The organism is Mesorhizobium sp. Ca11, from assembly GCF_020165275.1.
Taxonomy (GTDB): Bacteria; Pseudomonadota; Alphaproteobacteria; order Rhizobiales; family Rhizobiaceae; genus Mesorhizobium.
Genome location: NZ_JAIUHU010000001.1, coordinates 420,532 through 432,287, shown reverse-complemented (window position 1 = coordinate 432,287; position 11,756 = coordinate 420,532). Strand labels below are relative to the sequence as shown.

10 protein-coding genes and 1 riboswitch are annotated in these 11,756 nt (G+C 62.9%); all 10 genes read left to right on the top strand.

Features of this window, described 5'->3' with window-relative positions; all coding sequences use genetic code 11:
* The first annotated feature begins 587 nt into the window (after positions 1 to 587).
* Positions 588 to 703: riboswitch (TPP riboswitch) on the top strand.
* 104 nt (positions 704 to 807) lie between these two features.
* A complete protein-coding gene (thiC, locus tag LB538_RS02120; RefSeq protein WP_224522714.1) occupies positions 808 to 2,652 on the top strand; it encodes a phosphomethylpyrimidine synthase ThiC in 1,845 nt (614 codons plus the stop codon).
* Between the two features lie 3 nt (positions 2,653 to 2,655).
* A complete protein-coding gene (thiO, locus tag LB538_RS02115) occupies positions 2,656 to 3,663 on the top strand; it encodes a glycine oxidase ThiO (RefSeq protein WP_224522713.1) in 1,008 nt (335 codons plus the stop codon).
* The gene (gene thiS, locus LB538_RS02110; protein WP_224522712.1) at positions 3,632 to 3,829 is read left to right on the top strand and encodes a sulfur carrier protein ThiS; all 198 of its coding nucleotides are present in this window, start codon (positions 3,632 to 3,634) and stop codon (positions 3,827 to 3,829) included. The genes thiO and thiS overlap by 32 nt, the downstream gene beginning before the upstream one ends.
* Before the next feature lie 2 nt (positions 3,830 to 3,831).
* Positions 3,832 to 4,605, top strand: a complete 774-nt coding sequence (locus tag LB538_RS02105; RefSeq protein ID WP_224522711.1) for a thiazole synthase — start codon at positions 3,832 to 3,834, stop codon at positions 4,603 to 4,605.
* Positions 4,602 to 5,207, top strand: a complete 606-nt coding sequence (locus LB538_RS02100) for a thiamine phosphate synthase (protein ID WP_224522710.1) — start codon at positions 4,602 to 4,604, stop codon at positions 5,205 to 5,207. Before LB538_RS02105 ends, LB538_RS02100 begins: the two co-directional genes overlap by 4 nt.
* Positions 5,177 to 5,983, top strand: a complete 807-nt coding sequence (locus tag LB538_RS02095) for a hydroxymethylpyrimidine/phosphomethylpyrimidine kinase (RefSeq protein WP_318012430.1) — start codon at positions 5,177 to 5,179, stop codon at positions 5,981 to 5,983. Before LB538_RS02100 ends, LB538_RS02095 begins: the two co-directional genes overlap by 31 nt.
* A gap of 134 nt (positions 5,984 to 6,117) precedes the next feature.
* A complete protein-coding gene (locus tag LB538_RS02090) occupies positions 6,118 to 8,679 on the top strand; it encodes an FAD-dependent oxidoreductase (protein WP_224522708.1) in 2,562 nt (853 codons plus the stop codon).
* Between the two features lie 130 nt (positions 8,680 to 8,809).
* On the top strand, positions 8,810 to 9,751 hold the full coding sequence (locus LB538_RS02085) for a phosphoribosylaminoimidazolesuccinocarboxamide synthase (RefSeq protein WP_095764920.1): 942 nt from the start codon (positions 8,810 to 8,812) through the stop codon (positions 9,749 to 9,751).
* A 76-nt stretch (positions 9,752 to 9,827) separates the two neighbouring features.
* On the top strand, positions 9,828 to 10,670 hold the full coding sequence (locus LB538_RS02080) for a DUF1194 domain-containing protein (protein WP_224522707.1): 843 nt from the start codon (positions 9,828 to 9,830) through the stop codon (positions 10,668 to 10,670).
* Between the two features lie 133 nt (positions 10,671 to 10,803).
* Positions 10,804 to 11,754, top strand: a complete 951-nt coding sequence (locus LB538_RS02075; RefSeq protein ID WP_224522706.1) for an ABC transporter substrate-binding protein — start codon at positions 10,804 to 10,806, stop codon at positions 11,752 to 11,754.
* The last annotated feature ends 2 nt before the right edge of the window (positions 11,755 to 11,756 follow it).

The window sequence follows — 11,756 nt, the reverse complement described above, 5'->3', positions numbered from 1 at the left end:
AATCGGTGTCCGACCTCAGTCGCATCGAATTGATTCGAAGCTGACTTTTTCCGGGTGTATCTTTTTCAAGTCGCCCATAACAGGGTAGAGACAAGCGGGCGTTGGAAGCGGTACGCCTCCGCCCATATGGGGAGGCAGGCATGTTGTCGCGCGGGGTGGCGGATTCCGACGAACTCACAATCCTCACAAAAGCTCTCAACGACTACTGCGCAAAACATCGAATTGTTCGCGAGAATGAGCGCGAAGAGATAGCCATGAAGGTCATGTGGCTTTTCAGGCGGGGCGTAATTGACCCTGACCAGCTTTCGGAAGAACTTGGGCGGGGTAGGCTGGGATAGGCAACCCTGGCCTTACTGGGCGGCCCGGCCAGAAATCCTGTGTCACCTTGATAAGCTGGTCGGGCCGCTCATGTTCCTGCGCATCAAGCGATCCCTTTTGTAAGAACCGCGCACCGTCGGCTGCTCTGCTTCTTCGCCTCGATCAGCGCGACGATGTCCGCGATCCCCCAAGCTTGTCAGTCACGCCAGCGTGACCCACTACCGGGGCCGGGCATGCTTGACAAAACGACGGCGTCTCGCTCAACTTGAGCCATTCACCAGGGGAGTCCCGGCAAGGGGCTGAGATACTGCTGGCTTTGCGACGCAGTGACCCGTTGAACCTGATCCAGTTCATACTGGCGTAGGGACGGTGCAAGCGCTTTGCGGGACTTGATGCCCGAAGACCTGTCTCAAGCAGGCAGACAAAGGCGTCTTTTCATCCTTCCGGCACAGAACTGGGTCTCCAATGCAACGAGCAAAGGAGCCTCAAATGAATGCCTTGACCCCCACCGTATCGACCGGGCCGCTGCCGGCATCGCGGAAAATCCAAAAGAACGGCATCATCCATCCGCAGATCAGGGTGCCGATGCGCGAGATCAGCGTACATCCGACAGCCGGGGAACCGCCGGTGACGGTCTACGATCCGTCAGGCCCCTATACCGACCCCGCGATCGAAACGGATATCGAAAAGGGTCTTGCCCGCCTTCGGCAGGACTGGATCGCCGCGCGCGGCGATGTCGAAGCCTATGACGGCCGCCACGTCAGGCCCGAGGACAACGGATTTGCGACGGGCGAACGGCTGACGCCTGAATTTCCAGTCCGCAATCGTCCGGTGCGGGCAAAAGCCGGCAAGGCGGTGACACAGCTTGCCTATGCGCGCGCCGGCATAATCACGCCCGAGATGGAATTCGTGGCCATCCGCGAGAACCTTGGCCGCGAGATGCTACGAAGCAGGTTGCAACAGGATGGGGAAGCATTCGGCGCATCGATACCGGACTTCGTCACGCCGGAATTCGTGCGCGACGAGGTGGCGCGCGGCCGCGCGATCATCCCTGCCAACATCAATCATCCCGAGAGCGAGCCGATGATCATCGGCCGCAATTTTCTGGTGAAGATCAACGCCAATATCGGCAATTCCGCCGTCACCTCATCGATGGCCGAAGAGGTCGAAAAGATGGTCTGGGCGATCCGCTGGGGTGCCGATACCGTGATGGACCTGTCGACCGGCCGCAACATCCACAACATCCGCGAATGGATCGTACGCAACGCGCCGGTGCCGATCGGCACCGTGCCGCTCTACCAGGCGCTCGAGAAGGTGGGCGGCATTGCCGAGGATCTCAACTGGGAGGTCTATCGCGACACGCTGATCGAGCAGGCCGAGCAGGGCGTCGACTATTTCACCATCCACGCCGGCGTGCGGCTGCATTACATCCCGCTGACCGTCGACCGGGTCACCGGCATCGTCTCTCGCGGCGGCTCGATCATGGCCAAATGGTGCCTGCACCATCATCGCGAAAGCTTCCTCTATGAGCATTTCGATGAGATCTGCGATATCGCCAGAGCCTATGACGTCTCCTTCTCGCTCGGCGACGGCCTTCGCCCCGGCTCGATCGCCGATGCCAACGACAAAGCGCAATTCGCCGAGCTGGAGACGCTCGGCGAATTGACCAAAATCGCCTGGGCGAAAGACTGCCAGGTGATGATCGAGGGTCCCGGCCATGTTCCCATGCACAAGATCAAGCAGAACATGGACAAGCAGCTTGCCGTCTGCGGCGAGGCGCCGTTCTACACGCTCGGACCGCTGACCACGGACATCGCACCGGGCTACGACCACATTACCTCAGGCATCGGCGCTGCCATGATCGGCTGGTTCGGAACGGCGATGCTTTGCTACGTCACGCCGAAGGAACATCTCGGCTTGCCGGACCGCAACGACGTCAAGATCGGCGTGATCACCTACAAGATCGCCGCTCATGCCGCAGACCTTGCCAAGGGTCATCCGGCCGCGAAGGTCCGCGACGATGCGCTGTCGCGAGCGCGGTTCGAGTTCCGCTGGGAAGATCAGTTCAACCTGTCGCTCGATCCCGAGACGGCGCGCTCGTTCCACGATGAGACGTTGCCCAAGGAGGCGCATAAGGTCGCGCACTTCTGCTCGATGTGCGGACCGAAATTCTGCTCCATGCGGATCTCCCACGACATTCGCGCGGAAGCGCAAAAAGAGGGGATGGCGGCGATGGCGGAGAAATATCGCGCGGGCGGCGATCTCTATATGCCGGTCGAAACGCCCGGAGCGGAAGAACAGGCTTCGGCGCAGGATGATCGGGAATTGCGCTGAGTCATGCGCCGCGTCCTTGTCAAAGGCGCCGGTGTGGCAGGCCTCACCGTCGCCCATGAATTGGCCGCGCGGGGTGCGTCCGTAACGGTTGCCGAAATTCGCAGCCAGATAGGCGGCAAGGCCTCCTGGCTTGCCGGCGGCATGCTGGCCCCCTGGTGCGAGCGCGAAAGCGCCGAAGAGGCGGTTGTCACCCTCGGCAAAACTTCGGCCGAGTGGTGGGAAAGGACACTGCCCGGGCTCGTGACGAAGGCCGGCACTCTCGTCGTCGCCCATGCGCGGGAGGCCCTGGAGCTTGCCCGGTTTGCGGCTCGTACGCGTAACCACCAGTCCGTCGACGAAGAGGCGATTGCGGCCCTTGAACCCGACCTTGCCGGCCGGTTCCGCAAGGGCCTGTTCTTTGCGGGCGAAGCTCATCTTGATCCCCGCCGGGTTCTCGAAGCGCTGGCCGGCAAATTGCGCGCAATGGGCGTCGTCTTCCTCTTCGAGGCGGGCGAGATCGCTCCTTCCGGCTTTGATCGGGTGATCGATTGCACAGGCATGGCGCGGGCCGACGACGATTTGCGCGGTGTGCGTGGTGAAATGCTGATCCTCCACACGCGCGAGGTCTCGCTCGCTCGGCCCGTGCGTCTCCTTCATCCGCGTCATCCGATCTATATCGTGCCGCGAGCCGATCATCACTTCATGGTCGGCGCGACCATGATCGAAAGCTATCATGACGGACCGATCACCGCCCGTTCGCTGATGGAGCTCCTCAACGCGGCCTACACACTTCATCCGGCGTTCGGTGAGGCCGAAATCGTCGAGACAGGGGTGGGCGTTCGTCCGGCCTATCCCGACAATCTGCCACGCGTGAAACGTCGGAAAGATGGCGCGATCACGGTCAACGGCCTCTACCGGCACGGTTTCCTGCTTTCACCCGCCATGGCGGAGCAGGCTGCCGGCCTTCTCTTCAATTCAACCACCGAGCTGGAGTCTGAAAATGAAGCTGATCGTCAACGGCGAAGCGCTTGAGGCCAGGGCAACGACGCTCGACGCCCTTTTGAAGGAGCTCGACTATGAGGGCAACTGGCTGGCCACCGCGCTCAACGGCGATGTCGTGCCCGCGGCCAACCGGGCGGAGTTTCGATTGGCCGATGGCGACCGGATCGAAATCCTTTCGCCCATGCAGGGAGGCTAGCCATGTTCGATCTTCTCGGAACGAAGCTTGCCTCACGGCTGCTCCTCGGCACCGCCCAATATCCATCGCCGGCCGTACTGGCCGAAGCGGTCAAGGCGTCGGGCACCTCGGTGGTGACGGTCTCGCTGCGCCGGGAAATGGCTGGCGGCAGGGGCGGCCAACAATTCTGGTCGCTGGTCAATTCGCTCCGCGTGAGGATCCTGCCCAACACCGCCGGCTGTCATTCCGTGAAGGAAGCCGTCACGACCGCGAAGATGGCACGCGAGGTTTTTGGCACGGCCTGGATCAAGCTAGAGGTCATCGGCAACCATGACACGCTTCAGCCGGACGTGTTCGGCTTGGTCGAAGCCGCACGCATCCTTTGCGAGGACGGTTTCGACGTATTTCCCTATACCACCGACGACCTTGTCGTCGCCGAACGGCTGCTGGGGGCCGGTTGCAAGGTGCTGATGCCGTGGTGCGCGCCGATCGGTTCGGCGCTTGGGCCGGTCAACATAACGGCGCTGCGTTCAATGCGCGGGCACTTCCCCGACGTTCCGTTGATCGTCGATGCGGGTCTCGGACGCCCGTCGCACGCGGCAACCGTCATGGAACTCGGTTTTGACGCCGTGCTCCTCAACACGGCGGTCGCCAAGGCTGCCGATCCGGTGGGCATGGCGCGCGCTTTCAGCAAGGCAGTTGATGCCGGCCGCGAAGCGTATGGTTCGGGGCTGCTCGATCCGCGCGACGTCGCCGTGCCGTCGACGCCTATGATCGGCAGGGCGGTTTTCTCATGAAGCTCGATCCCTTTTACCTGATCGTCGACAGCACCGCCTGGATCGAGCGACTGGTGCCGCTCGGCGTCAGGCTGGTGCAGCTCCGCATCAAGGACATGGACGAGGACGGGCTGCGCATGGAGATCCGCAAGGCAAAAGCCTTGTGCGCTCGACACCATTGCCAGCTTGTCATCAACGATCATTGGCGCCTGGCGATCGAGGAGGGCTGCGACTTCGTCCATCTCGGTCAGGAGGATCTGCAAATTGCCGATCTTCCGGCGATACAGGCCGCCGGCGTCAGGCTCGGACTGAGCACGCACGATGGTGCCGAGCTGGAAGCGGCAGTTGCGGCGAAGCCCCACTACGTTGCGCTCGGCCCGGTCTATCCCACCATTCTGAAGAAGATGAAATGGGCTCCGCAGGGGCTGGAACGGGTCCGAGCATGGAAGGAATGGATCGCGCCTCTGCCACTGGTCGCTATCGGCGGCCTCAACCCCGGGCGGCTCGATGGTGTTTTCGAAGCCGGCGCCGACAGTGCGGCGGTGGTCACGGACATAACTTTGAATTCCGATCCCGAAGCGCGCACCAGAGAATGGATCGAAAAGACGGATCAATGGCGCTGAACCGGGACCCGCATGTGCTTGTTGTCGGCGGATCGGATTCCAGCGGGGGTGCCGGGATTGCCCGCGACATCGAGATGATCTCTGCCGTCGGCTTGCGCGCTTGCGTTGCCGTCACCGCGGTAACGGTGCAGACACACCAATCCGTCACGGCAATCCACCATATGCAGCCCGGCCTGGTCGCCGATCAGATGCGCGCGGCGCTGCGGGCCAACAGGGTATCCGCGATAAAGATCGGCATGCTTTCGACGGGACGCGTCATCGCCGCGGTTGCCGCCGTGCTCAGCGAAAATTCGCGGATACCGGCAGTCCTCGATCCGGTGCTGGCTTCCTCGTCGGGCAGGCAATTGCTGGAACCGGGGGCGATCGGAGTCTTGAAGCGCGATCTCATGCCGCTTTGCAGTCTCATGACGCCGAATCTTGTCGAGCTGGCGGTGCTGACCGGATCGGATTTGGCTTCGGACGACGATGATGCGCTGCGGCAGGGAAGGCGATTGCTTGCGGAAGGACTGCAGGCACTGCTCATCAAGGGCGGCCATGCGACGGGACCCAGATCAACGGATATCCTGTTATGCCCTGGACAAGAACCTATCCACGTCGACATGCCAAGGCTTGCCGGCTCGATGCGCGGGACCGGCTGCATGCTGGCCAGCGCGATAGCCGCGCATCTGGCCGGTGCGAAACCGCTCGAGGACAGCGTGCGTCAAGGCAAACGGCTTGTCTTCGAGAAGCTCCTGCGGTCTATCGGGCGCGAACCCGGTTCCGGGGGCATAAGATAAGCAATTCCTGGCCGATGACAGCCTGGGCCGGCGTCAGGGTCGCTCGGCATTTTTCTAATGTCGCAAACAGGCTTCAATCACCCCACCGCTCCGCCCTATAGTCCGCCCGCTTTATCCCTTTGGAGTCGCGGGCAATGGCAGAGTTTCCGAAAAAGGCGAAGGTCGTCATCGTCGGTCTGGGCGGTATCGTCGGCGCGTCCGTCGCCCATCACCTGATCGAGCGCGGCTGGGACGATATCGTCGGCATCGACAAGTCGGGCATCCCGACCGATATCGGCTCGACGGCGCACGCCTCGGACTTCTGCTACACGACCAGCCACGATTTCCTGTCCTGCTGGACGACGCTCTACTCCATCGATTTCTACGAGAAGATGGGTCACTACGCGCGCGTCGGCGGCCTGGAGGTCGCCCGCGTCGGCGATGACGGCCGCATGGACGAGATCAAGCGAAAGGTGGCCTCCGCCAAGGCGTTCGGCACCCGCGCCCGACTGATCGAGCCGGCCGAGATCAAGGAGAAATTCCCGCTGATCGAGGAACATCTGGTGCAGGGCGGCCTGTGGGATCCGGATGCCGGCCTCGTCATTCCGCGCTCGCAGACGGTCGCCGGCAAGCTGGTCGACCAAGGTGTCGCGGCCGGCAAGCTCCAGGCTTTCGCGAACACCTCGGCCAAGGAACTGATCGTCGAGAACGGCCGTATCAAGGGCGTGGTGACCGAGCGCGGCACGATCGAGGCCGATTATGTGGTGGTCTGCACTGGCATCTGGGGCCGGCTCACCGCGGCGCTGGTCGGCGAGGACCTGCCGGTCATGCCGATCGACCATCCGCTGACGTTTTTTGGGCCGTACAACGAGTTTGCCGGCACCGGCAAGGAGATCGGCTGGCCGCTGCTGCGCGACCAGGGAAACTCGGCCTATATGCGCGACACCGGCGACCCGAAGACCGCCGAGGGCGGGCAGATCGAATGGGGCTATTATGAGGAGACCAATCCGCGTCTGTGCCACCCGCGCGATCTCCTTGAAAAAGACCAGGCGCGGCTGTCGCCGTCGCAGCGCGACCTCGACATGGAGCAGATCATGGCGCCGCTGGAGCGCGCCATGGAGCTGACGCCGATCCTCGGTGAGCTCGGATATAACGAAGGCCATTCCTTCAACGGCCTGCTGCAGGTTACCACCGATGGCGGCCCGTCGATGGGCGAAAGCCAGAAGGTGAGGGGGCTGTGGTATGCCGTCGCCATTTGGGTCAAGGACGGCCCGGGCATGGGCAAGCTGATCGCTGACTGGATGACCGACGGCCGTACCTCGATCGACCATCACGCGATCGACTATTCGCGCTTCTATCCGCACCAGATGCAGGAACAGTTCATCTGGGATCGCTGCACCGAGACGGCGATGAAGGTCTACAATCCGGCGGTGCATCCGCGCGAGCCCTTCTCCAAGGGTCGCAACATCCGCCGCTCGCCGTTCTATGAGCGCGAGAAGGAGCTCGGCGGTTATTTCATGGAGCTGGGCGGCTGGGAGCGCGCGCATGGCTACGCGGCCAACGAGCATCTGCTGGAGAAGTATGGCAACCGCGTGCCGGTGCGCGAGAACGAGTGGGACAACCGCCACTTCTGGCGCGTCTCGAACGCCGAGCACCTGGCGATGAGCGAGGATTGCGGCATCGTCAACCTGTCGCATTTCTCGATGTACGACATCGAGGGACCCGACCATGTCGCGCTGCTGGAATGGCTGTGCGCGGCCAAGATCGGCGGCGACAACAATATCGGCAAGGGCATCTACACCCACTTCCTCGACGAGGAAGGCATGGTGCGCGCCGATTTTACCGTCATCCGCATGGCCGATCGGTGCCGGCTGATCGACGGCGCCGACGCCGGCCCGCGCGACTTCCGCTACATGCAGCGCACCGCGCAGGACAAAGGCTTCGACGTCACCGTCACCGACGTGACGGAGAAATACGTCACCATCGGCATCTGGGGACCGAATGCGCGCACGACCCTGCAGAAAGTGGTCGAGGATCCGAACGGGCTGACGCCGGAGAATTTCCCGTTCGCGGCAATCAAGCCGATCCGCATCGGCGGCAAGGACGTCACCGCCTTCCGCATCTCCTATGTCGGCGAGCAGGGCTGGGAATTGCATATGCGCTACGAGGATGGGCTCGCCGTCTGGGACGCGCTGCGCTCCACCGGCGTCATGCCGTTCGGTGTCGAGACCTATGCCAACACGCGCCGCATGGAAAAGAGCCTGCGGCTGCAGAACGCCGATCTGCTCACCGAGTACAATCTGCTTGAGGCCGACCTCGCCCGCCCGAAGGTCAAGGACAACGACTTCTGCGGCAAGGCCAAGCATCTGGAGTATCGCGCCCGCGAGCATCAGCCGGCGATGCTGTGCACGCTGGTAATGACCGACAACAAGGACGCCAAGGGCGTCGCGCGATATCCGGTCGGCACCATGCCGGTCCTCGATCCCGCCACCGGCGAGACGCTGGTCGACGAGCTCGGCCGCCGCTCCTTCACCACTTCGGTCGCCTACGGCCCGACCATCGGCAAGAACATCGCGCTCGCCTATCTGCCCTGGGACTATTGTCAGGAAGGCCGCAAGCTCAACGTGGAATATTTCGGCGAGACCTATCCGGTCGAGGTGGCCGGTGTCGGCTACAAGCCGCTCTACGACCCGGAGAACCTCAAGCCGCGGAGCTGACAACCGGCGCAATAGCGGCAACTGGTCGGAAAAGCTTGGCCTTCCTCGGAAGGCCTTCAAGCTTGGCTTGATGTGCCGGGGGCCAGCGGCTTATGTGGCCCATCAGCAGCCCGCGAAAGCAACACGCCCCATGCGCATCCTGTCCGACGCCTTCATTCCCGAACTGCCCAACCGTTACAATGGCAAGGTGCGCGAAAATTACGATCTGCCGGACGGGCGCCGCATCATCATCGCCACCGATCGTCTAAGCGCGTTCGACACGATCCTGGCCTCGATCCCATTCAAGGGGCAGGTCCTCACCCAGACGGCGCGCTACTGGTTCGAGGAAACAGCCGACATCTGTCCCAATCACGTGCTGGAATATCCCGATCCCAATGTCGTGGTTGGCAGGCGGCTCGACATGCTGCCGGTCGAGATCGTGGTGCGCGGCTATCTGGCGGGGACCACCAGCACCTCGATCCTGACCAAATACAGGAAGGGCGAACGGAGCTTCTACGGTCACACCTTTCCCGATGGGCTGCGCGACAATGAAAAGCTGCCGCAAGCAATCATCACCCCGACCAGCAAGGCCGCCAGCGGCGGCCATGACGAGCCGCTGTCGGAAGCCGAGATCATCGAACAGGGGCTGCTCACGCAGGCGCAGTGGGACACCGTATCGCGTTATGCGCAGCAGCTGTTCGCCCGCGGCCAGCAGCGCGCCGCCGAACGCGGCCTGATCCTGGCCGACACCAAATATGAATTCGGCACCGCGCCGGACGGCGCCATCGTGCTGGCGGACGAAATCCACACGCCCGACAGCAGCCGCTACTGGATCGCGGCGAGCTACGATGAGGCGTTCGAAAGCGGCGGGCGGCCGCAGAGTTTCGACAAGGATTTCATCCGGTCGTGGGTGTCGGCGCGCTGCGATCCCTACACGGATCCGATCCCCAAAATTCCCGACGAGATCGTCAACCAGGCCTCGGCGGTCTATATCCAGGCCTATGAAGCGATCACGGGCGCGAAATTCGTGCCCGACCTTTCCGGTGACAGCGTCCTGGAACGCATCCGTTCGAATCTCGCGCGGTATTTTTGAGCGGTCCCGCGGCGGCGGAATCCGATGCCCGGATTCCCGGCTTTTGCGCGCGGCGATTTTCGCCTAACCTTGCTCCATGTCTGCTTATGCCCGTGCAAGGCATATTTTTTCAGGCAGTGCCGCGCTGGCGCTGGCGCTCTGGCTGACACCGGCAGCTTCTCCCGCCGAGCCCGTCGATGTCGAACTGGTGCTGGCGGTCGATGTTTCGCTCTCGATGTCGCCGGCCGAGCTTGAGATCCAGCGTCATGGTTATGCCGCGGCGCTGACGCATGACAATGTGCTGAAGGCCATCGCCGACGGCGCCTACGGCAAGATCGCGATAACCTATGTCGAGTGGGCAGGCACGACCTGGCAGCGCGTCATCGTGCCGTGGACGGTGATCGCCAATCGCGCCGATGCCGAGAAGGTGGTGGCGCAACTCGATGCCCGTCCGCCCGACAGCGCTCGGCGGACCTCGATTTCCGGCGCGCTGAGCTTCGGCAGTGACCTGTTCGCCGAGAGCGGATTCCAGGGAACCAAGCGCGTCATCGACATCTCCGGCGACGGGCCCAACAATCAGGGCGCGCCGGTCGACCTCACGCGCGACGAGGTGGTCAAGCAAGGCATCACCATCAACGGGCTGCCGTTGATGACGCGCGGCGGTTTCAGCGGCGCCTTCGACGTTGAGAATCTCGACCGCTATTACAGCGACTGCGTCATCGGCGGACCGGGCGCCTTCATGATCCCGGTCAACGACTGGACGCAGTTTCCCGAAGCGATCCGCCGCAAGCTGGTGCTCGAGCTTGCCGGTCCCGCTTCGCTGCAATGGGCGGCGCAAGAGGCCGCGCATCCGCCGGTCGTGCTCGCCGACGACGGGCCGGCCGCGGATTGCCTGGCGGGCGAGAAGATGTGGCGCAACCGCGGCTGGGGCACGCCGTGAGCAATCGAGAAGCCCCTCAAGGTCCGCCGGCGGGCGTCGGATTGGACCATCGTCGAGTGCGGCTTCCGCTTCATTGACAAGCCTTTTGGGGTCTGTGAGACAATTCGCGCTCACCACAAAAAGGGGAACCACAATGAAAAGAACCTCCATCTTCGCGGCGGCGCTGACGGCGGCCGCGGTGCTCAGCGCGCCGGCGATGGCGGCGACGTCGATCACCATCGGCATCAGCGGCTGGACCGGCTTCGCGCCTCTGACCTTGGCCAAGCAGGCCGGGCTTTTCGAAAAGCACGGGCTCGACGTCACGCTCAAGAAAGTGCCGCAGGCGAGCCGTCCGCTGGCCATCGCCAGCGGCGACCTGCAATGCGCGGCGACCACGGTCGAGACCTGGATGGTGTGGAACGCCAGCGGCGTCACCACCAAGCAGATCTTCCAGCTCGACAAATCCTATGGCGCCGACGGCATCGTCGTGCGCAACGACATCAAGAGCGTCGCCGATCTCAAGGGCAAGAATGTCGCCTCGTCCGCGCCCGGAACCTCGCCCTATTTCCTGCTCGCCTGGGTGCTCAACAAGAACGGCATGTCGACCAAGGACGTGACAGTCGTCAACCTGGAGCCGGACGCGGCGGCGCAAGCCTTCCTCGCCGGCCAGAACGATGCCGCCGTCACCTACGAGCCCTTCATCTCAGCCGTGCGCGACAAGGCCGACCAGGGCCACATCCTGGCGACCACGCTCGATTATCCGATGGTGATGGATACGGTCGGCTGCACGCCGGATTTCCTCAAGGCCAATCCCGATGCCGCCAAGGCGCTCGCCGACAGCTATTTCGACGCGCTCGACATGATCAAGAAGGATCCGCAGAAATCCTACGAGATCATGGGCGCCGACGTGAAGCAATCAGCCAAGGAGTTCGAGGACTCGGCCAAGTACCTGAAATGGGCAGACAAGGCCGAGAACAAGCAGTTCTTCACCAAGGATTTTCAGGACTTTTCCAAGACCGCGGCAGAGCTGCTGCTGCAGATGGGGCTGATCAAGGAAGCGCCGGATGTGTCGACGCTTGCCGACATCCGCGCGATCGCCGACTGATC